The organism is Xanthomonas indica (assembly GCF_040529045.1).
GTDB classification, from domain to species: domain Bacteria; phylum Pseudomonadota; class Gammaproteobacteria; order Xanthomonadales; family Xanthomonadaceae; genus Xanthomonas_A; species Xanthomonas_A indica.
In genome coordinates this window covers 4,476,748-4,494,273 of the sequence record NZ_CP131914.1, presented here as the reverse complement: position 1 = coordinate 4,494,273, position 17,526 = coordinate 4,476,748, and the positions used below count along the sequence as shown (strand labels likewise).

The 17,526-nt window shown below is 71.6% G+C and carries 18 protein-coding genes; 8 read left to right on the top strand and 10 right to left on the bottom strand.

What is annotated here, in order from left to right:
* Positions 1-45: 45 nt before the first annotated feature.
* From gfa to Q7W82_RS19245, 3 genes are all read left to right on the top strand, one after another.
* Complete coding sequence (gene gfa, locus Q7W82_RS19255; protein WP_043090701.1) at positions 46-618, top strand: S-(hydroxymethyl)glutathione synthase; 573 nt, start codon at positions 46-48, stop codon at positions 616-618.
* Positions 619-708: 90 nt separating this feature from the next.
* Positions 709-1,539: an S-formylglutathione hydrolase gene (fghA, locus tag Q7W82_RS19250; protein WP_242160930.1), complete on the top strand. Its 831-nt coding sequence runs from the start codon at positions 709-711 to the stop codon at positions 1,537-1,539.
* 338 nt (positions 1,540-1,877) lie between these two features.
* Positions 1,878-2,006, top strand: a complete 129-nt coding sequence (locus tag Q7W82_RS19245; RefSeq protein WP_260115054.1) for a hypothetical protein — start codon at positions 1,878-1,880, stop codon at positions 2,004-2,006.
* A gap of 227 nt (positions 2,007-2,233) precedes the next feature.
* Here the strand turns inward: Q7W82_RS19245 and Q7W82_RS19240 are convergent, their stop codons facing one another.
* Positions 2,234-3,646 carry a PLP-dependent aminotransferase family protein gene (locus Q7W82_RS19240; RefSeq protein ID WP_242160931.1) on the bottom strand — a complete coding sequence of 471 codons (1,413 nt, stop codon included), beginning with the start codon at positions 3,644-3,646 and terminating at the stop codon, positions 2,234-2,236.
* Positions 3,647-3,753: 107 nt separating this feature from the next.
* Between Q7W82_RS19240 and Q7W82_RS19235 the strand changes: the two genes are divergently transcribed.
* Together Q7W82_RS19235 and Q7W82_RS19230 are read left to right on the top strand one after the other, a co-directional pair.
* Positions 3,754-4,545 carry a PhzF family phenazine biosynthesis protein gene (locus Q7W82_RS19235; protein WP_242160932.1) on the top strand — a complete coding sequence of 264 codons (792 nt, stop codon included), beginning with the start codon at positions 3,754-3,756 and terminating at the stop codon, positions 4,543-4,545.
* Positions 4,542-5,453, top strand: a complete 912-nt coding sequence (locus Q7W82_RS19230; protein ID WP_242160933.1) for a DMT family transporter — start codon at positions 4,542-4,544, stop codon at positions 5,451-5,453. The genes Q7W82_RS19235 and Q7W82_RS19230 overlap by 4 nt, the downstream gene beginning before the upstream one ends.
* A gap of 61 nt (positions 5,454-5,514) precedes the next feature.
* Here Q7W82_RS19230 and Q7W82_RS19225 read toward each other — a convergent pair whose 3' ends face one another.
* From Q7W82_RS19225 to Q7W82_RS19215, 3 genes are all read right to left on the bottom strand, one after another.
* Positions 5,515-5,853: a hypothetical protein gene (locus Q7W82_RS19225; protein WP_242160934.1), complete on the bottom strand. Its 339-nt coding sequence runs from the start codon at positions 5,851-5,853 to the stop codon at positions 5,515-5,517.
* Between the two features lie 82 nt (positions 5,854-5,935).
* A complete protein-coding gene (locus Q7W82_RS19220) occupies positions 5,936-6,877 on the bottom strand; it encodes a DegV family protein (RefSeq protein WP_242160935.1) in 942 nt (313 codons plus the stop codon).
* Positions 6,878-6,924: 47 nt separating this feature from the next.
* Positions 6,925-7,554: a DsbA family protein gene (locus Q7W82_RS19215; protein WP_242160936.1), complete on the bottom strand. Its 630-nt coding sequence runs from the start codon at positions 7,552-7,554 to the stop codon at positions 6,925-6,927.
* Between the two features lie 315 nt (positions 7,555-7,869).
* Between Q7W82_RS19215 and Q7W82_RS19210 the strand changes: the two genes are divergently transcribed.
* Positions 7,870-8,703, top strand: coding sequence for a cellulase (locus tag Q7W82_RS19210; protein ID WP_242160937.1), 834 nt, complete (start codon positions 7,870-7,872; stop codon positions 8,701-8,703).
* Between the two features lie 209 nt (positions 8,704-8,912).
* On the opposite strand, the gene Q7W82_RS19205 is transcribed toward Q7W82_RS19210, so the two are convergent.
* From Q7W82_RS19205 to Q7W82_RS19195, 3 genes are all read right to left on the bottom strand, one after another.
* Positions 8,913-10,517: a rhamnogalacturonan lyase B N-terminal domain-containing protein gene (locus Q7W82_RS19205; RefSeq protein WP_242160938.1), complete on the bottom strand. Its 1,605-nt coding sequence runs from the start codon at positions 10,515-10,517 to the stop codon at positions 8,913-8,915.
* A gap of 177 nt (positions 10,518-10,694) precedes the next feature.
* Positions 10,695-11,984, bottom strand: coding sequence for an amidohydrolase family protein (locus Q7W82_RS19200; RefSeq protein ID WP_242160939.1), 1,290 nt, complete (start codon positions 11,982-11,984; stop codon positions 10,695-10,697).
* Positions 11,981-13,381, bottom strand: coding sequence for an amidohydrolase (locus tag Q7W82_RS19195; RefSeq protein ID WP_242160940.1), 1,401 nt, complete (start codon positions 13,379-13,381; stop codon positions 11,981-11,983). The genes Q7W82_RS19200 and Q7W82_RS19195 overlap by 4 nt, the downstream gene beginning before the upstream one ends.
* Before the next feature lie 163 nt (positions 13,382-13,544).
* Between Q7W82_RS19195 and Q7W82_RS19190 the strand changes: the two genes are divergently transcribed.
* Positions 13,545-14,090 (top strand): DUF924 family protein, encoded by a 546-nt coding sequence (locus Q7W82_RS19190; protein WP_242160941.1) that lies wholly within the window; start codon positions 13,545-13,547, stop codon positions 14,088-14,090.
* A gap of 493 nt (positions 14,091-14,583) precedes the next feature.
* On the opposite strand, the gene grxD is transcribed toward Q7W82_RS19190, so the two are convergent.
* The gene (gene grxD / locus Q7W82_RS19185; RefSeq protein ID WP_242160942.1) at positions 14,584-15,510 is read right to left on the bottom strand and encodes a Grx4 family monothiol glutaredoxin; all 927 of its coding nucleotides are present in this window, start codon (positions 15,508-15,510) and stop codon (positions 14,584-14,586) included.
* Positions 15,511-15,553: 43 nt separating this feature from the next.
* Between grxD and Q7W82_RS19180 the strand changes: the two genes are divergently transcribed.
* A complete protein-coding gene (locus tag Q7W82_RS19180) occupies positions 15,554-16,345 on the top strand; it encodes a polysaccharide deacetylase family protein (protein WP_242160943.1) in 792 nt (263 codons plus the stop codon).
* A 76-nt stretch (positions 16,346-16,421) separates the two neighbouring features.
* Here the strand turns inward: Q7W82_RS19180 and Q7W82_RS19175 are convergent, their stop codons facing one another.
* Together Q7W82_RS19175 and Q7W82_RS19170 are read right to left on the bottom strand one after the other, a co-directional pair.
* Entirely contained in the window at positions 16,422-16,760 is a 339-nt protein-coding gene (locus Q7W82_RS19175) for a hypothetical protein (RefSeq protein WP_242160944.1), read from the bottom strand.
* 67 nt (positions 16,761-16,827) lie between these two features.
* A complete protein-coding gene (locus tag Q7W82_RS19170) occupies positions 16,828-17,499 on the bottom strand; it encodes a methyltransferase domain-containing protein (protein WP_242160963.1) in 672 nt (223 codons plus the stop codon).
* Positions 17,500-17,526 lie beyond the last annotated feature (27 nt).

Below are 17,526 nucleotides of genomic sequence, written 5' to 3'. Positions count from 1 at the left end.
GTTTCCGCGCAGTGCAGCGACGCAACGAACCCGGGAGGGGGCAAGATGAGTACTGTGACGATTCATCCGTCGGTGGATGCCGGCGTGCGTGCCGGCGCGGAGCAGTTCCAGGGCGGCACCCTGGAATGCCACTGCGCCAGCGACAAGGTGGTGGTGGAAGTGGGGGCGCAGACCGCACACAACCATGCCTGCGGCTGTACCAAGTGCTGGAAGCCGAAGGGCGCGACCTTCTCGGTGGTGGCGGTGGTGGCGCGCGACAAGGTCAAGGTGACCGCGCACGAGGAGAAACTGAAGGTGGTGGACGAGAGCGCGACCATCCGCCGTCACGCCTGCACCGGCTGCGGCGTGCACATGTACGGCCGCATCGAGAACACCGAGCATCCGTTCTACGGCCTGGATTTCGTGCATACGGAACTGTCGCCGCAGCAGGGGTGGTCGGCGCCGGGCTTCGCCGCGTTCGTGTCCTCGATCATCGAGAGCGGCACGCGGCCGGAGGCGATGGACGGGGTGCGCAACCGCCTGCGCGAACTGAAGCTGGAACCGTACGACTGCCTGTCGCCGCCGCTGATGGACGCGATCTCCACCCACGTGGCGCGCAAGAACGGCGTGCTGCACTGAAGCCCGCTGCCGCGCGCGTCGCCGTTCGACGCGTCGCGGCATCCCGCCTGCGGCCGGTCGCGGCCGCAGGCCCACATTTCGGAACTGTCCATGGAACGTATCGAACACCACGCCTGCTGCGGCGGCTGGCAGGACGTCTATCGCCACGACTCGGCCGTGCTCGGCTGCCCCATGCAGGTGGCCGTGTACCTGCCGCCGCAGGCCGAGCACGCCAAACTGCCGGTGCTGTACTGGCTCAGCGGCCTCACCTGCACCGAGCAGAACTTCATCACCAAGGCCGGCGCGCAGCGCTATGCGGCCGAGCATGGGGTGATCCTGGTCGCCCCCGACACCAGCCCGCGCGGCGAGCAGGTCGCCGACGCCGAGGGGTACGACCTGGGCAAGGGCGCCGGCTTCTACGTCAACGCCACCCAGGCGCCGTGGGCCGCGCACTACCGCATGTACGACTACGTGGTGCAGGAACTGCCGGCGCTGATCGAGGCGCAGTTCCCGCACAACGGCCGCCGCGCCATCAGCGGGCACTCGATGGGCGGCCACGGCGCGCTGGTGATCGCGCTGAAGAATCCCGGCCGCTACCGCAGCGTGTCGGCGTTCTCGCCGATCGTCGCGCCGAGCCAGGTGCCGTGGGGCGAGAAGGCCTTCACCGCCTACCTGGGCGAGGACCGCGCGCAATGGCAGGCGTACGACGCCAGCGTGCTGATCGGCGGCGCCAGCGAACGCCTGCCGCTGCTGATCGACCAGGGCGGCGGCGACGAATTCCTGGACAAGCAGTTGCGCCCGCAGCTGCTGCAGGCGGCCGCCGAGGCCGCCGGCTATCCGTTGACCTTGCGCGTGCAGCCGGGCTACGACCACAGCTACTACTTCATCGGCAGTTTCATCGGCGAGCACATCGCCTTCCACGCGCGCGCGCTGCAGGACTGAGCGCGATGCGCTGGCGGTCGCGCACGACGCGACCGCCGGGCAGCGCACTGCGGGCTTGGCGGCGGTGCCGGTGCACCCCGTGCCCTCCGGGCTGTCGTCGCTGCCGTGCCGTGCGGTGGCGGGTGGCCGAAGGCGAGCGGCGCAGCTGTGGGCTCGCCGGCCTGCACATGACAGCGCGGTGACCGCCACGGCGGCGGCGTGGCCGGTCTCGTAAACAAACGTGGGGGGCAGCAGCACCCGGCGCGCGGTTGTGCGATCGCTTTCGCGCCTGCTGAGACGGGCGCTGGCTAGATTCCGCAGGGTTCGCCATCGCCACATCCCTGGACCGGAGTCGCGCCATGTCTTGCCGTCGCACCCTGCTGCTTCCCTGGCAGCGCTGGCGCAGCCCGCTCAGCGCCGTGGCGATGCTCGCCTGCACCTTGTTCGGCGCCTGCGTGGCGCTGGCGATCGGTGCGGCCACGCCATAGCGCAAGCCGCCGCTGGCTGCCGTCCGTCGGTCCACGCGCGCTGTCGGGCGCCGCCACTGCGGTGGCGGTGCGCCGCGGCCATCGTTGTGGCTGGCCGACACTCGTGTGGATGCAGGTGTAGGGCCCCGCTTGGCAGGCGCGCAGGACGCGGTGCGGTCACCAGCCAGGCACACGCTGGCAGCGCGCGTGTCGCCTCGGTACTGCGGCGCGGTGCCGGGCGTCCCTTTTCAGCGCGGCAGCCGCGCGGCCAACGTGCCGAGCCGGCGCATGGCCTGCTCCAGGGCGGGCGTCCAGGGCTGGCCGCAGCTCAGCCGCAGGTGGTCGACGTAGTCGCCGCGGCTGGAGAACAGATGTCCGGGCGAGGTGCCGATGCCCTCGGCGAGGGCGGCCTCGAACAAGGCCTGGCCGCTGCCGGCGTCGGCCAGTTGCAGCCACAGCGACAGGCCGCCGGCCGGGTCGCCGATGCGGGTGCCGGCCGGCCAGTGCCGCAGCACCGCCTCGCGCAGGCGCTGGCCGTTGTCGGCCAGGGTGCGGCGCAGCTTGCGCAGGTGGCGCTCCAGGTCGTGCCGCTCCAGGTAGTCGGCCAGGGCCAGTTGCGGCAGGCTGGCGCCGCCGATGGTGGAGAAGTACTTGGCGCGCACCAGCGCGTCGGTCCAGGCGCCGCCGAGCAGCCAGCCCACGCGCAGGCCGGGCGCCAGCACCTTGGAGAAGGCGCCGCAGGTGATCACGTTGCCGTGGGTGTCGAAATGGCGCAGCGGCCGCGGGCGCTGTCCCGACCAGTCGAGTTCGCCGTAGATGTCGTCCTCGATCACCACCGTGCCATGGCGCGCGCAACTGTCCAGCAGCGCGCGCTTGGCCGCGTCCGGGGTGAGGCTGCCGAGCGGATTGTTGAAGTTCGGCACCAGCACCGCGGCGCGCGCCGGGGTGCGCTGCAGCAGTGCGTCCAGGCGTGCGGCGTCGATGCCCTGGCCCGGGCGGTTGGGCACTTCCAGCACCTTCAGCCGCAGCGCTGCCACCGCCTGCAGGATGCCGTGGTAGGTCGGGGTCTCGACCAGCACCACGTCGCCGGGCGCGGTGAGGGTGCGCAGGGCCAGGCTGATCGCTTCCATCGCGCCAGCGGTCACCACCACCTCGTCGGCGGCCACGGCGGTGGCGCAGTGCGCGTAGCGCTGCGCGATCTGCCGGCGCAGCGCGGCATGGCCCTGCGGCGGGGCGTAGTCGAGCGCGGCGCTGCGCTGGCGGCGCAGTTGCCGCGCCAGTGCGCTGGCCAGGTGCGCGTCGGGCAGCAGCGCCGCGGCCGGCGTGGCGGTGTGCAGCGGCACCAAGTCCGAGCGCGCGAGCATGTCCAGCACGCCCTGCAGCGCCGGATTGGCGACCGCGCCAGGCGCGCGCCGCCGGGTGGTGGCGCTTGCGCCGGTCGGTTGCGGTGTGGCCGCGGCGCGCACGAAGTAGCCCGAGCGCGGCCGCGCCTGCACCCGGCCTTCGCGTTCCAGTTGCAGGCAGGCCTGCACCGCGGTGGCGGCGCTGATGCCGTGGCCGGCGGCCAGTTGCCGGATCGACGGCAGGCGCTCGCCGGCGCGCAGGGTGCCCTGCGCGATCTGGTCGCGCAGCTGGCTGGCGAGGGCTTCGTACAGGCGCATGCGCCGGCCTCATCTGTATCGGTCGATTTGCAGCGTATCTGACTCTGTGCTGGTCGCCCAGCCCGGCGCACACTGGCCGTGTCCTTTCCGATCCCGCGAGGCCGCGCGTGCAGCTGCCGTTGTTCATCGTCGATGCGTTCACCAGCGTGCGGTTCCGCGGCAACCCGGCCGCGGTGGTGCCGCTGCAGGCGTGGTTGCCGGATGCGCTGATGCAGGCCATCGCCAGCGAGAACAATCTGTCGGAGACCGCGTTCTTCGTGCGCGAGGCCGATGGCGCGTTCGCGATCCGCTGGTTCTCGCCGCTGCGCGAAGTGGCGTTCTGCGGCCATGCGACCCTGGCCAGCGCCTTCGTCGTCGCCACCCAGGGCCTGGCGCCGCTGCCGTTGCGGTTCCGCGCCGCGGGCGTCAGCGAACTGGCGGTGGACCGCGAGGCCGACGGACGCTTCGTCCTGCGCTTCCCGCACCAGGCGCCAACCGCGTTGGCGACGGTGCCGCAGGCCCTCGCGCAGGCGCTGTCGATCGCGCCGCAGGCGGCGTACCGCACCCCCCAGGCCTACATCGCCGTGTACGCGGACGAAGCCCAGGTGCGCGCGGTGGTGCCGGACCTGGGGCGGATGCTGACGCTGGCGCCGCGCGATGTCGCGGTCACCGCGCCTGGCCGCGAGCACGATTTCGTCTCGCGCTATTTCTGGCCGGCCAACGGTGGTGCCGAGGATCCGGTGACCGGCTCGATCCACGCCGCGCTGGCGCCGCTGTGGGCGCAGCGGCTGGGCAAGCGCGACCTGCGCGCGTGGCAGGCCTCGGTGCGCGGCGGCGAACTGGAGTGCCGGGTACTGCCGGACCACGTGCAGGTGCGCGGCGCGGCGGTGCAGTACCTGCACGGGAGCATCGCGCTATGAGCGCGGCACCTGCGATATCGGCGAGTGCATCCCGGCGCGCGCTGTGGCAGTTGCTGCTGGCCGAGGTGCTGATCGGCTCGGTCGGCGTGTTCGTGCACGAGAGCGGCCAGGACCCGGTGACCGCGGTGTTCTACCGCTGCCTGTTCGGCGCGCTGTTCCTGACCGTGTGCGGCCTGCTTGGCGGTCAGTTGCGCGGGCTGTGGCGCGAGCGCGCGCTGCTGCGCGACGCCGCGCTCAGCGGCGTGCTGCTGGTGCTCAACTGGGTGGCGCTGTTCGCCGGCATGGCGCGCTCGTCGATCGGCGTGGCGACCATGGTCTACCACGTGTTCCCGTTCGTCATGCTGATCCTGGCGGCGTTGCTGCAGGGCGAGCGCAGCCGCCGTGCCGACCTGGGCTGGACGCTGCTGGCCTTCGTCGGCGTGGCCTGCTCGGCCGATCCGCTGCGGCTGTGGTCCAGCGCCGACCGTGGCTACCTGGGCGGCATCGCGCTGACCTTGCTGGGCGCGCTGCTGTGCGGGGCATCACTGCTGATGTCGCGGCGGATCAGTCGCGAGCGGCCACTGGCCGTGGTGACGGTGCAGTGCTGGGTCGGGGCGGCGATGCTGGCCGGCTTCTCCAGTGGTGCGGCGCTGCACCCCGGCCACCACTGGTTCTGGCTGGTCGGCCTGGGGGTGATTCACAGCGGCGTGGTGTACGTGCTGTTCTACAGCGCCTACCGGCACCTGCATGTGGCAGCGATCGCGGTGGTCGCCTTCGTCTATCCGCTGGTGACGCTGCTGCTGGACTACCTGCTGTACGGCCACCGGCTGGTGCCGGTGCAATGGCTGGGCCTGGCGCTGATCGTGCTGGGCACGCTGGCGGTCAATCTGCGCTGGTCCTGGCCGCGCCGGGCGGTCGCCGCGTCCTAGCGCGGGCGCGGCAATACGGCCATGCGGCGGCCACCGCAGTGCGGTGGCCGTGCCGCCGGGCTCAGCGCACGTCGCGCAGTTCCCAGCCGCTGCCGGCGAGCAGGCGCAGGCGCTGCTTGAGGATGTCGCCGGGGACGCTGGTGGTGGCGGCCAGGTCGATGCGCAGATCGTCCTGGCGGCCGGTCACCCGTGCTGCCGGATCGGTCACGCCCAGGGCCGGATCGACCTCGTCCGGCTCCGGCTGCAGCGCGCGCCAGCGCTCGAACCAGGCCGGATCGCTCAGGGCGGCCTGCAGTTGTTCGGCGAAGGCGTCGGCGCCGTGCGCGGTGAAGCTCAGCGACGGATTACTGCCGCGGGCACGGGCGGGATCGGGCAGGCTGATCGAGTAGGTGACGGCCATGGGCATCTCTTGTGGGCGGTACGAAGCGGCGCAGCCTAGCAGAGCCGGCGGCGTGTCGTCGTCGACGCGGCCAACGGGCGGATCAGCCGAAGCGCAGCGCCTCGCCGGCAAAGCCCAGCACCAGCGCGCCCTTGCCGACGTTGACCATGCCGGTCAGGCTCATCACGCTTTCCAGCAGGTCCACGCCCTGGCGCTCGCAGGCCTCGCGCAACGCCGCATAGCCGGGCAGGGCGTGCAGGTGCGCCAGCTCGCCGCCATAGCTCAGGCACAGCGTGGGCGTCATCAGCCCGCTGGCCACGCGCTTGGCGGCCAGGCCGAACAGCGTCTGCACGGCGTGGTCGAAGCCCTTGAGCTTGGCCACCGGCGCGGTCTCGCCGCGATGGCAGTGCAGCACCGGCTTGATGTCCAGGGCCGAGCCGAGCGCGGCGCTGAGCAGGCCGACGCTGCGGTCGCCCTTGCTGCGCGCGCGGCTGCGCAGGTAGTACAGGTCGCGCGCAATCATGTAGCCATGGGTGTGCTCGGCCAGCGTTTCCAGCCGCTCGCGCATCGCCTGCACGCTGGCGCCATCGGTACGCAACCGCACCGCCTCGACGGCGACCACCGCCTGTGCGGCGAATAGGTTCTGGGTGTCGATCACCCGCAGCGCGAACGGCGAGGCATGACCGGCGGCCTGGCGGATCGGCTTGTAGTCGTTGAGGATGGCGAAGCCGGCCTGCTGCGCGTGATCGTGGATCGGGCTGCGGGTCTTGGCGATGGTCAGGCAGAACACGTGGTCGTAGTCGATGACCAGCCTGCCCAAGAACAGTTCGCGGATCTGCGCCACGCTGTACGGCACGGTCTCGGCCTCGGCGCCGTGCGCGCTGACCTGCGCGTGCAGGAACTCCAGCGTCGCCGCCTCGTCGCGGCGATCGGCGAGCACCGTGCCGCCGACGCGCACGCTGATCGGCAACACCACCAGGTCGTGCGCTGCGATGTAGTCCTGCGGCAGATCGCAGGCGGAATCTACGACGATGCCGATGCGCATCCGCTGGATCTCCGGGATTGGGAAATGTCGAGGGACATGGCGGCCACTCAGGCGCCCCGCTGCACGGCGGCCGGTAGCGTCGCCAGGCGCGCCATCTCGCCGCGCTGCAGCAGCTGCGGGTCGGCCAGCACCGCCCGCATCAGCGCGTGTGCGTCGTTGCCCCACAGCAGGGTGTCGTCGATCTGCAGCGTCGGCACGCCGAATACGCCGGCCGCCAGCGCCTGCTCGGTGTTGGCGCGCAGTTGCGCCTTGACCCGGGCCTCGGCGGTGGCCGCGGCCACGTCGGCGATGCCCAGCGCCTGGCCGACCGGCGCCAGCGCCGCGGCGTCGTCGCCGGCGTGGCCGTCGCGCCACAGCCAGTCGAAGATCGCATCGATGGCCTGCGGCGTGGTGCCCGCAGCGACGCACAGGCGCAGCGCCGTCAGCGGGTTGAACGGATGCGCCGGCGGGAAGCGCAGCGGCACGCCCTGTTGCTGCGCCTGCCACTGCACGAAGCGGTAGGTGAACTCGCGCTTGTGCGGCACCTCGGCCGGCCCGCGCGCCTGCAACTGCGCCAGCACCGCACCGAACACGATCGGCACCGGCTGGATCCGGGCGAATTCCGGAAGCGTTTTCACCTGCTGCCAGTGCAGATAGGAAAACGGCGAGATGAAATCGAAGTACCAGCGCAATCGCATCGTGCTTCTCCGCAATGACCTCTCAGCTTATCGCGGCGCCGCGCGCGCGGCGACTGCACGCCTGCATGCTGCAGTGCGGGAGGCCGGTGCCGTGTGGGCGCGCGCAGACAGCGCGGCGTAGACGATGCGCGGGCGAGAATCTCGCCGGCACGAGATACCTGTGAAGCGCCCCACGCCCGCGGCCTGGATCGCGGTAGCGCTATTGCGCAGGCGCATGGCGTGCGCGGGTCTTGTCATAGCTCGCGGCGCGCGCGCCTTGCTAGCGTCCGTCGCGGCAGCACTGTCGCTGCCCCTGCACGCTCAGGAGAGACCGCCATGCACGCTTCCGCTCCCGTTTCCGGCGCCGCTTCGCCGCGCTTTCCCGTCACGCTCGCACGGTCGCTGCGCGGCCGCACACGGACCGTGCGCGCGCTGCTCGCCGCGGCCCTGCTCGCCGTCGCGCCGATGGCGCTGGCCGGTCCCTACCAGGTGTACGGCAACCAGTACGCCTGGGTGAACAACTTCAACGATCCCAACAACGTCATCCAGGGCACCTTCCACAGCGGCAGCACGCCGAGCATGACCGTGACCTTCAATTTCCCCAACGCCAGCCTGTACGGCTATCCGGCGATCCTGCGCGGCTCGCACTACGGCTTCAATCCCACTTCCGACCGCACCTTCCCGCGGCAGGTCTCGGCGCTGCGGTCATTGCCGGCGACCTTCGCGTACTCGTCCGGTGGCAGCAACCTGGGCGGCGATTTCGCCTACGACCTGTTCTTCCGCTGGGACAGCACGGTCTCCTCCAGCGCGATCCCGCAGACCGAAGTGATGATCTGGGGCGGCCACAACTCGTATCCGATCGGCACGCTCACCGCCAGCAACGTCATCAGCGCCGGCGGCTACACCTTCGATCTGTGGGAAGGCATGAACAGCGCCGCCGGCTACTACGTCTACACCTTCATTCCGCACAACACCGCCGGCCAGCCGACCCTGCCGAGCAACGGCAATCTCAACATCGACATCAAGCCGTTCCTGACCTGGCTGCACAATCACCGCGCGCAGGACGGACGCTTCAGCAATGCGATGTACCTGCACGTGGTCGAGGCCGGCTTCGAGGTGGTGCGCGGCAACGGCTGGGCCTGGATCCAGGCCAACATCGGCGCCAACTGAAGCCGCCGTAGGGCGCCGCCGGGCGCAGGGCGGCGGCGCCTTGCATCGCGCCGCGTTATGTCAGGCGGCGCGGGCGCTCGGCAGGAACGCGTCGGCGTCGCCAGGCGGCACGCCGTGGCGCACGCCCTCGGCATGTTGCCGGCGCGTCCCAGCACCGGTGCCAGCGTGCGCAGGCAAGCGGCGTCTCTCCAGCGCCTCGCGGTGCCGCCTCACGGCGCGAGCAGTTGCACGCTGTCGAAGATCAGGCCGGGACCGAGGAAGCCGTTGTCCGGCGTGCCCGACGCGACCTCGATGTCCAGCGTGTTGAGGCCGGCCTGCAGGGCGCTGGCGGGAATGTCGAACAGATACGCCGTGTTGTTGCCGCGATAGGTGCCGCGGGTGATGCCGCGGCTGTCCGGCTGCTCCGGGCGTGGCGGCACCGGCCCGTTCCAGCGCGCGTTCACCCGCAGCTGCGGACGGCCGCCGGCCTGGGTGAGGGTGACGAACAGCCGCAGGCGATAGGCGTGGACCTGGTCGCGGCCGAGCACGAAGGCGATGCGGGTGGGCGTGTTGACGCCGCGCCATTGCGCTGCCGGGAACGCGTCGAGCGGGTCGCGGCCCACGCGATACGTGAGCGGCCCCCACGGCGCCATGCGCCGGTCGGAAGGATGCGCGCTCGCCAGCAGCGCGGCGTTGCGGAAGCCGGCCGGCGTGCCATCGGGATCGCCGATCTGCCAGATCACTTGGCCCGGCAGCGGGACCGCGTGCAGCGCGGCCTGTGCGGTGGCCGCGGCCGCGATCTGCACCGTGGCGTGGGCCACCTCCAGCTCGTTCTGGTACAGCGCGATGCGGTACGCGCCGGGGCGGATGCCGGCGATGCGGAAGCGGCCATCGGTGTCGGCCTTGGCCCAGTACTGCGCCTGCGCGTTGCGCAGGGCCACCACCGCCGGCTGCCCCACGGCGATGCCGGAGACCTGGCCGGCCACCGCGCCGCGCTCCGCTGCGCCCAGGAAGCCTTGCAGCCCCAGCGACGCGTCGACGAAGCGCAGGTCCGGCGGCACCTGCGCCGCCGCGCCGCCCTGGCTGAACTGCAGCACGTACACGCCATGCAGGCCGCCGCGGTACGGTTCGGTCTGGGTGTGGTTGGAGAACATGTAGTTGTACAGCTCGTGGGTGCGCGCGGTCCGTTGCGTGGCGATGTCCTTGAAGAACGGCCCGCCGGCGCTGTGTTCGTGATTGCCCATCCACATCCGCACGGCCACGCCGGGACCACTGACGCCATGCACGGTGTCGTCGATCGCGCGCCGCGCCGAGTAGAACTTGGAGCTGGTGCGGCCGTCGGGCAGCAGGAACACGTCCTTGCCTTCGATCGCGGTGCCGACGTTGGAATCCGGCTCGCGCTCGGCGTTAGGCAGCTTGGCCGCGTCGAGCCGGGCGATGAAGCGCAGTTCGCCGACCGGCAGCAGAGTCGGTGCGTAGGTGGCCAGATAGATCGCGTCGCGTCCCTTGCGCGCCATGTAGTACTGCACCAGGTCGCCGGCGCTGGCCGAGACGACGATGGTGTCACCGACGGTGCGTGCGGCGACGCTGGCGCTGCCCAGGCCCGAGGCGATCTGCGAGTGCTTGGCTTCCGGGCTCTCCAGTTCGATGCCGCGGTAGCGCATGGAGACCACGTCGCCGGTGCGTGCGTCCACGCTGAACTGCAGATCGGCGCCGCTGTCGACGACGAAGCGTTCGCCGACCCGGGCGACGCCGAAGCGGCTGGCCCCGGCCCATGCGGGCGCTGCACTGGTCAGCGCGAACAGGCACAGCAGCAGGCGAGGCAGGCGGGGCATGGCGGTGCGCGCAAGGACAAGCAGGCGCACAGCCTACTGCGCGCCGGTGCGCTGCCGGCTGTCGCCGACGCGCGCCGGTCGGGTGGCGCTCAGCCGCGCGCGGTTGAGCGCGCGGCGAAGTGCTGTCGCCGGGCAACGGCAGCGTCTGCACGCTGCCGTCTCCGCGTCCCCGGTGGGCTAGTGGGTGTAGGCCTTCGGCAGCGCGCCGCTGTGCTGCATGTAGCGGTCGCGCAGTTCGGTCTGCCGTGAGCGCATCGGGATGGCGCGGCCGCCCAGCCAGACCTGCTCGGCGTAATGCGCCACGTCCAGCGGGTCGCCTTCCCACAGCACCAGGTCGGCGAGCTTGCCCGGGGCGATGCTGCCCAGGCGGTCGCCCACGCCAAAGGCCTCGGCCGGAACCCGGGTCAGGCCGGCCAGGGCGGCGTCCCACGGCAGCCCGTGGGCGACCGCGTTGCCGGCCAGTTGCCGCTGCTTGCGCGCGTTGTGCGCGCCGTCGCCGCCCTGGGTGAAGCTCACCGCCACGCCGGCGGCATTGAGGCGTGCGGCGTTCTCCAGGGTGGCGCCGATCTGGTCGAAGCTGGCCGGCAGGTCGTCCAGCGCGTTGACGAACACCGGCACCTGCGCCTTTGCCAGTTCCGGCGCCAGCTTCCAGGCCTCGTCGCCGCTGGCGATGGCAATGCGCACCTTCTCGCGTTGCGCCCAGCGCAGCAGCTGGCGGATGTCGGCGGCCCGGTTCACCGCCACCACGATGCGGCCCTGGCCGGCGAGGTAGCGCGCCAGCACCGCGCGGCCGGCCGGGGTCAGCAGCGCGTGCGGCGAGTCGGCGGGCATGCGTCCGCGCGCCTCGGCCACCAGCTGGTCGAGCAGCATCCATTGCGCCGCGCGCGACTTGCCGCTCAGTTCCAGCGCATCGCTGCCCAGGTGCAGGTACAGCGCGCGCGGGCCGATCGGGTCGGCGCCGCCGTCCAGGCGCATCACCGCACCCTGGCCGGCAACGAAGGCGCCGCCGGTGTTGGCGCCGAGTGCGGTGAAGCCGATGCCCTCCACGCGCGCGACCGGGATCAGCACCGACGCGGGGTTGTAGGCCAGGGTCACGTCGAACTCCGGACGCATCGGCTGGTCGTGCGGCAGGGTCAGCGTGCTGTCGACGGTGGAGGCCTCGCCGGAGACCTCCTCGATGCCGATCTCGGTGATGCCGCCGAACAGCGCCGGGGTCAGCGGCCGGCCCTTGGCCTCGACCACGGCGACGCCGGCCGGCGCGCTCAGGCCGGGGCCGACCGCGCGGATCACCCCGCCCTGGACCAGTACGTCGGCATTGGCCAGGGTGCCGCGGGCGCTGGCGGTGTGCACGGTGGCGCCACGGATCAGCACGTCCTGGGCGACGCCGGGGGCGCTGCCGAGCAGCAGGCTGGCGGCCAGGACCAGGCGCTGCGCCAGGCGGTGGGACGAGGATAGGGCGCGGTTCATGGGGCAGCCTCCTGGCCAAGCATGAAATCGGAGGTCGGTTGCAGGCGGCGATCGGCGCGGTCGTAGACCTGCGCTCCGTCGATGTAGACCTTGTCGGCCAGGGCGTAGGAGCTGAAGGGATTGCCGTTCCACAGCACCACGTCGGCCATCTTGCCCGGCTCCAGCGAACCGGTCTGCTTGTCGATGCCCAGCGCCTTGGCCGGATTGCTGGTCAGCCAGCGGATCGCGCGCTCGGGCGGGATGTCCATGCCGGCGCGGCGGCCGGCGGCCATCGCCTTGGCCGCTTCCTGGTTGAGCCGCTGGATGCCTTCCTCCGAGTCCGAGTGCACGATCGCGCAGCCGTTGGCCGGGCGATCGACCAGGGCGATGTTCTCCTGGATGCCGTCGAAGGCCTCCATCTTGAAGCCCCACCAGTCCGCCCACAGCGCGCCGCAGACGTTCTCCTGGGCCAGGCGGTCGGCGATCTTGTAGGCCTCCACGCCATGATGGAAGGCGGCGATCTTGAAGCCGAACTCCTTGGCCAGGTCGAGCATGGTGGTCATTTCGTCGGCGCGGTAGCAGTGGATGTGCACGCGGATGTCGCCGTTGATGGCGCCGGCCAGGGTGTCCAGCTTCAGGTCGCGCTTGCCGCCGCTGTCGCCGCTGCTGTCGTTGTCGCCGTTGCCGCGGCTCCACCAGTGGCGCTTGGGCGGGCTCTTCTGCTTCGGCGCGTTCTTGCGCAGGTATTCGCTGGCGTCGATGAAGGCGGCGCGGTAGCCGGCGACGTTGCCCATGCGCGTGGACGGGCCGCCCTTCTCGCCATAGACCCGCTTGGGGTTCTCGCCGCAGGCCATCTTCAGGCCCCACGGCGCGCCGGGGAACTTCATCGCCTGGTAGGTGGTGGCCGGCACGTTCTTCAACGTGACGCCGCGGCCGCCGACCAGGTTGGCCGAGCCGGGCAGCACCTGCAGCGCGGTGACGCCGCCGGCCAGCGCGGTGCCGAAGCCGGGATCCTGCGGCCAGATCGAATGCTCGGCCCACACGTTCGGGGTCACCGGCGCGGTCGCCTCGTTTCCGTCACTGTGCGCGCTGACGCCCGGGCTGGGGTAGACGCCCAGGTGCGAGTGCACATCGATGATGCCGGGCGTGACCCACTTGCCGTGGCCGTCGATGCGGGTGGCGTTGGCCGGCGCGGCCAACGCGCGGCCGACCGCCTGCACGCGGCCGTCCTGCAGCAGCACGTCGGCATCGTCCAGGCGCTCGCCGGTGCCGGTGAGCACGGTGGCGTGTTCGATCAGCACCGGCACCGAAGGCAGCGCGCGGTAGGTGCTGGGATAGGGATCGTCGACAAAACGCGAGGCGGCAGCGGCCGGGCCGCACAACGCCACGCCCAGGCAGGCGAGCAACAGATGACGCATCGGATTTTCCCCGGAAGATGGACGCGGCCCTTGCGGCCGTGCCCGCACGCTAGCCCGAGCCGGCGCGCTTGCCAAGTGCGGGTGCGGCATGGGCATGGTGCGATGCACCGGATCGCGACGCGAAACCTGGTATGCAGACCGATTCCCGCTCATGGACACTGCGATGACCGACACCCCCGCGCGCACCGTCGTGGACTTCTGGCGCAGCGCCGGCCGCGAACGCTGGTTCGCCGCCAACGATTCCTTCGACGCCAACGTCCGCCAGCACCTGCTGGACGCGCACCATGCCGCCGCGCGCGGCGAACGCGGCGACTGGCTGGCCGATGCCGAGGGCGCGCTGGCGCTGCTGCTGTTGCTCGACCAGGTGCCGCGCAACGTATTCCGCGGCAGCGCCCACGCCTTCGCCACCGACGGCCTGGCCGGCCGCTACGCCGACCAGGCGCTGGCGGCTGGCTTCGACCAGCAGGCCGATGCCGAGCTGCGGATGTTCTTCTACCTGCCCTACACGCATGCCGAGGACGCCGCGCGGCAGCGCCAGGCAGTGGAGCTGTTCAGCGCGCTCGGCGATGCCGAGTCGCTGCAGTGGGCGGTGGTGCACGAGGACGTGATCCAGCGCTTCGGCCGCTTCCCGCACCGCAATGCGGCGCTGGGGCGTACGACGACGCCGGAGGAGCAGGCGTTCCTGGATGCGGGTGGGTTTGCCGGGTGAGGGAAGCGTTGCCTGCGCGATCACGGCGTCATGCCAGCGACGCCTCTGGCGCATCGGGTGTCACTGCAGTCGGGACTGAAGTCCCTCTCCCATGGAGGCGCCAGACTGCTGGCGCGGCCGCCAGCGTTGGCTCAGTGCTCGCACAGGAGGCAAGGGGTGCGCTCCTTGTGGGAGCGGCTTCAGCCGCGACGGGCGAAGACATCGGGCGTTTCGACCTCCTTGCAGTCGGAACTGAAGTCCCTCCCACAAGCGATTGCCGGACTACATGCTGCCGCCAGCACTTGCGCAAGACGCCAAGCGGTGGTGCCCACGGTAGGAGCGGCTTCAGCCGCGACCGGGCGTTCCTGGTAAGGCCCGGTCGCGGCTGAAGCCGCTCCTACGCGTTTGCGTATTTGCGCGTTGTGGCGATCGCGGCGCGCGAACAAAAAAAGGGCGATCTTGCGATCGCCCTTTCGACGCGTCCGCGCGGGGCGCGAACGACGTGGTCCCCGACTCAGTACTTCGGCACGCTGCCGTCGACCTGATCGGTCCAGGCGTCGATGCCGCCGACCACGTTGTGCACCTTGGTGAAGCCCAGCGAACGGAAGTGCTCGGCGGCCTGCGCGCTGCGGCCGCCGCGGTGGCACAGGAAGGCCAGGGCAGTGTCCTTGGGCAGCGCTTCCAGTTGCGCGCGCTGCTCGCCATCGAGGGTGCGGAACGGCACGTTGACCGACGCCACCGCGCGCTCCTCCGGCGGACGCACGTCCACCAGGATCACGCTGCCGGCGCGCACCTGGTCGTCGGCGTCGCGCGGGCTGAGGTCCTGCACCGGCTTGGGCGCGTTGGGATTGTCGATGGCCAGGCCACGGCCGCGCATGTCGTCCACCCAGTCGATGGTGATGCCGTCGGCGCGGCGCGCGCTGCCCAGATCGAACTGCACGCGCAGGCCATTGGACTCGGCGGCGATGGCGTTGGGATCGGTCGGCGCCAGCTGGAAGTTCGGCTGGAACTGCGCGTCGATCGCCAGCGCCAGGCTCGCACCCGGGGCATCGGCCAGCGCGCCGCGCAGCATCTCGGCGGCGGCATCGGTGATGGTGATCGACGGCGGGGTACGGTCCGGCGCGGCCACGCCGAGCAGTTCGCTCAGCTCGCCGCTGCCGGCCATCTGCAGGATGATGTCGCTGCCGCCGATCAGCTCGCCGTCCACGTACAGCTGCGGGATGGTCGGCCAGTCGCCGTAGACCTTGATGCCCTCGCGGATGTCCTGGTCGGCCAGCACGTTGACGTGGGCGAAGTCGACGCCGAGCTCGTTCAGCGCGCCCACCGCCTTGGCGGAGAACCCGCACTGCGGCATGCCCGGCTGGCCTTTCATGAACAGCACGACGCGGTTGGAGCTGAGCAGCGTTTCGATACGGGAGCGCAGGGCGGGGTCGAGGGACATGGCAGGCAGTCGTCGCAGAGTCGGACCGGTCATTCTACGCCGCATGGCATCATGGGGCATGACAGTTCCGGAAACGCTGCATCGCATCCCGCGCCACCCGTACCGCTGGCTGCCCTGGGCGCTGGCCTCGCAGGCGCTGGTGGCGGCGCTGTGGTGGGCCTACGGGTGGCGGGTCGGGCTGCCGGCGCTGCTGCTGTCGCACGCGGCGCTGGTGCTGCCGGTGTTCCTGCCGCGGGCGCGGCTGTACGCGCCGGTGCTGGACCGCCTGCCCGGCAACGCGCCGCGGGTGTGGCTGACCATCGACGACGGCCCCTCCGACGACACCGCGGCCATCCTGGACCTGCTCGACCGCCACCAGGCCAGGGCCACCTTCTTCCTGGTCGGCGCCCGCGCCGCCGCGCGCCCGCAGCTGGTGGGCGAGATCCTGCGCCGCGGCCACGGCATCGGCAACCACAGCCAGCACCATCCGCAGGCCTGGTTCTGGGCGCTGGGGCCGCGACGCATGGCGCAGGAAATCGGCCAGGCGCAGCAGACGCTGGCCGCGATCGCCGGTACCGCGCCGCGCTGGTACCGCTCGGTGGTGGGCATGACCAATCCCTTCGTCGCCGCGCCGCTGCGCCGGCATGGCCTGACCCGGGTGGCCTGGAGCGCGCGCGGCTTCGACGGCGTGCGCTGCGACCCGGCCGTCACCGTCGCACGCATCGCCCGCGACCTGCGCCCCGGCGCCATCGTGCTGCTGCACGAGGGGGCAGCGCACGGACACAACCCCGCGATCGTGGAAGGCGTATTGCAGGCCTTGCAGGCACGCGGGCTGCAGGCGGTGTTGCCGGATTGAGTCGGACTGCGTCGTGGTGCCGCGGCATCGCGACCCGCGGCATGTCCCCGTACCGGTCGCTTCGCCGCCGCGGGGATCAGCCTGGCCGGGCCATGCCGTAGGCGAGCAGCGCCGCCATCGCGCCGAGGGTGAGCAGGGCGCACAACAGACCGAGGATGCCGTAGCGCTTGTTGCGGCCAGGCTGCAGGCAGTTGCCGATGCCCAGTGCGATGGCGCAGACCTGCGCGATGGCGGTGAACAAGGCCAGCAGGCCGAGCAGCAGCGACATCGGTGCGTGCGGGCCAGCGGCGAACGTCGGGATGACGAAGAAGGTGCTGAGCACCAGTGCCGCGAGCAGCACCAACGCGCTGAGCAGGCTGGTCGCCAGGGACGCGATGCCCAGGCCGGAGCGTGGGCGTGGCATGGGTGCGGTCATGCGGGGCAATCCGGGTGTGAACCGGCGCAGCCGCTGCGGCCGCTGCCGGCGCGGTGCAGCGCCAGCCTCAACGCGGCTCCGCCACGATCAGCCAGTTGTTGAACGGCGTGTTGCCGTACAGCGGCGCGAAGCTGGCGTGCAGGCCGGCGGCGTCGAGCTGGGCCTGCAGGCTGTCGCGGGTGGGGTAGGCCTTGGGCAGCTCCTGCATCCAGCCGGCCAGGTGCGCCAGCACGTCGGTGATGCGGCTGGTGCGGCCGCGGCCGCTGGCATCGCCCAGGCCGCTGCGGATCACCAGCTTGGCACCGGGGGTGAGCATGCGCGCCACGCTGCGGATCAGGTTGGACTGCATGTCGCGGTCCAGGTACTGCAGTACGTCCAGGATCGCGACGCTGCCGTGGTGCTCGGGCCAGGACTGGCCCAGGTCGACCACCGCGAAATGCGTGTCCTGCAGCCCGTTGCGCGCAGCGATGGCGCCGGCGCGGCGGATCTTGGCCGCATCGATGTCCACGCCGTGGTAGCGCTGGCGCTGGCCGTCGGCGCGCAGCGCGTGCGCCAGCAGGCCTAGCCCGCAGCCCAGGTCCAGCACCGGCGCCTCGGTGCCGCGCAGCGCGGCGAGCACGCCGGGATACAGCGGATCGGTGCGCAGCTTGGTGCGCGTGTAGTAGTAGTCGTAGCGATTGCCCAGCGGATGCGTGGGCAGGAAGGCGCGGGCGATGGCCAGGGCCTGCGGGCGGGTCATCGGCTGGGTGGTGCTGGCGTCGCGCAA